We start from the raw sequence: 2,469 nt of genomic DNA on the forward strand, positions 1-2,469 counted from the left end.
GGCCCGCTCCCTCCCGCCCACCTCCCGCCCGCCTCCCGCCCGCCTCCCGCCCGCCCGGACCCCGCCGGTGCGCTGCCCGCCGGCCCGTAGACTGATCCGCCATGGGCTTGTCGATCGGTATCGTCGGGCTGCCCAACGTCGGCAAGTCCACGTTGTTCAACGCCCTGACGCGCAATGATGTGCTCGCCGCGAACTACCCGTTCGCGACGATCGAGCCGAACGTGGGCGTCGTCGGCGTCCCCGATCCGCGGCTCGACGAGCTGGCGAAGCTGTACGACAGCGCCCGGGTGGTGGCGGCGACGGTCAGCTTCGTCGACATCGCCGGGCTCGTTCGCGGCGCGTCCGAGGGCCAGGGCCTGGGCAACCGCTTCCTCGCCAACATCCGCGAGTCCGACGCGGTCTGCCAGGTCGTCCGGGTGTTCTCCGACCCCGACGTCGTGCACGTCGAGGGCAAGGTCGACCCGGCCGACGACATCGAGACGATCAACACCGAGCTCATCCTCGCGGACCTGCAGACCGTCGACGCCCGGCTGCCCAAGCTGGAGAAGGAGGCCCGCGCGGACAAGGCGAAGCAGCCGCTGCTCGCCGCCGTGAAGGCCGCCCGCGAGGTCCTCGACGCCGGCCGCACCCTCTCCTCCGATCCGAAGATCGACACCGACGCGCTGCGCGAACTGTTCCTGCTCACCGCGAAGCCGTTCCTGTACGTGTTCAACGTCGACGAGGACGTCCTGGCCGACCCGGGCCGACACAAGGAACTCGTCGAATCGGTGGCTCCCGCCGACGCGATCGTGCTGTGCGCCAAGGTCGAGGCCGAGCTCGCCGAGCTCGACGACGCCGATGCCGCCGAGCTGCTCGCCTCCCTCGGCCAGGAGGTCAGCGGCCTGACCCAACTGGCCCGGATCGGCTTCCACACCCTCGGCCTGCAGACGTTCCTCACCGCCGGCCCGAAGGAATCACGCGCCTGGACGATCAAGGCCGGAGCGACCGCTCCCGAGGCCGCCGGCGCCATCCACACCGACTTCCAGCGCGGCTTCATCAAGGCCGAGATCGTCTCCTTCGGCGAGCTCATCGCCGCCGGCTCGATGGTCGCCGCCCGCGCCGCCGGCAAGGTCCGGATGGAGGGCAAGGACTACGTCATGGCCGACGGCGACGTCGTCGAATTCCGCTTCAACGTCTGACCGGTCGGTCCTGCCGCGGCGTGACGCCGACCGGTCCGGGCCGGCCGGGCTGACCGGGCCGGCAGGACCGGTGTGGTCGGCTCGGTCGAACTCCGGTTGTGGCTGTCCGGTTGTGGCTGGATGGGGGAAGGGCGGATGGACGTGGCGGACGACGGCGAGCAGGCGCGGGACGAACGGGTGATCTGTCACCTGGTCGGGCGGTCCGCGTGGTCGGTCGGGGCGGCCGGGTATCGGCCGGCCAGTCTCGGCACCGAGGGGTTCATCCACTTCTCCACCCCGGCGCAGGTCGCCGCCACCGCCAACCGGTTCTACGCCGGCCGCGAAGACCTGCTTCTCGTCGTGGTCGACCCGAAGCGGCTCACCGGCCCGCTGCGCTGGGAGCCTCCCGCCCCGCCGGCGGGCACCGCGCCCTCGGCGGGCACCGTGCCGCCGTCGGGGATCATGCCGCCGTCGGGGATCATGCCCGGCAGTGCGGACGAGTCGGTGGCCGGCGAGCTCTTCCCGCATCTGTACGGGCCGATCGACGCCGGGGCGGTTGCGGCGGTCGTCCCGTTCCCGCCGGGGCCGGACGGGACGTTCAGCGTTCCGTCCACGCTCTGGTGATCTACTCACCCGCCACGATCACCTCAGTCGTCCGCCCGGGGTGGATCGTGGCGCAGAACTGATCGGTCAGTACGACACGCCCGCCGAGTAGAGGATCTGGGAGATCCGGCGGGCCAGGGTGAGGTCGAGCTCGGTGACGCCGCCGACGGAGTGCGTCCAGACCGTGAACGTCGTGGTCCCGGGGCCGCGGTCGATCACCGGGTGGTGATCCATCTCGTCGGCGGCGCGTGCCACCTCGGCGGTGATCGCATCGGACTCGTCGCCGTCGACCATGATCTGCAGTTGGATGCGGTCGGCGTCGCCGAGCCAGCCGGGAAGCGACGCCAACGCGTCCGCGACCTCGGCGCTGTCCAGTTTGGTCGGCATTATGCTGCCCTTCGTCTTCGGGCCGGGCGGTCCGGTGACCGCTGGCCGGGGTTCACTGGCTGCGTGCCTAGCCGCTCTCGGGATGGTCGGCGCGGCGGCGCGCCGGACCGGAGTCCGATCCGTCGCCGTCGCAGCTCCCGCACCAGGTCGCCTGCCCTCGGATGGCCCGATCGGGCCATCCGGCCCGAACCGCCCGGATGCGATCCCTCGACGGCCGGAGTCTGGGAGAGTCCCGCACCATGAATGCGGATGTGGGCGGCCCGCGCGCCGGCACTCCTACCCCGCCGGGCCGGGACGCAGCCGCCGGCGAGCAGGCCGACGC

The 2,469-nt window shown here is 72.0% G+C and carries 3 protein-coding genes; 2 read left to right on the top strand and 1 reads right to left on the bottom strand.

The annotated features are described in order from the left end of the window. Positions 1–101: 101 nt before the first annotated feature. The gene (ychF, locus tag ND748_RS29985) at positions 102–1,178 is read left to right on the top strand and encodes a redox-regulated ATPase YchF (RefSeq protein ID WP_251749571.1); all 1,077 of its coding nucleotides are present in this window, start codon (positions 102–104) and stop codon (positions 1,176–1,178) included. Positions 1,179–1,313: 135 nt separating this feature from the next. After that, positions 1,314–1,781 (top strand): DUF952 domain-containing protein, encoded by a 468-nt coding sequence (locus tag ND748_RS29990; RefSeq protein ID WP_251749572.1) that lies wholly within the window; start codon positions 1,314–1,316, stop codon positions 1,779–1,781. 66 nt (positions 1,782–1,847) lie between these two features. Here the strand turns inward: ND748_RS29990 and ND748_RS29995 are convergent, their stop codons facing one another. After that, the gene (locus ND748_RS29995) at positions 1,848–2,147 is read right to left on the bottom strand and encodes a 4a-hydroxytetrahydrobiopterin dehydratase (RefSeq protein ID WP_251749574.1); all 300 of its coding nucleotides are present in this window, start codon (positions 2,145–2,147) and stop codon (positions 1,848–1,850) included. Positions 2,148–2,469: the final 322 nt, after the last annotated feature.

The organism is Frankia sp. AiPs1, assembly GCF_023716945.1.
Classification (GTDB): domain Bacteria; phylum Actinomycetota; class Actinomycetes; order Frankiales; family Frankiaceae; genus Frankia.

What these genes read in the sequence shown, in the direction of transcription:
- ychF (WP_251749571.1), top strand. Translation starts at nt 102, where the DNA reads ATGGGCTTGTCGATCGGTATCGTCGGGCTGCCCAACGTCGGCAAGTCC.
- ND748_RS29995 (WP_251749574.1), bottom strand. Translation starts at nt 2,147, where the DNA reads ATGCCGACCAAACTGGACAGCGCCGAGGTCGCGGACGCGTTGGCGTCG.
- ND748_RS29990 (WP_251749572.1), top strand. Translation starts at nt 1,314, where the DNA reads ATGGACGTGGCGGACGACGGCGAGCAGGCGCGGGACGAACGGGTGATC.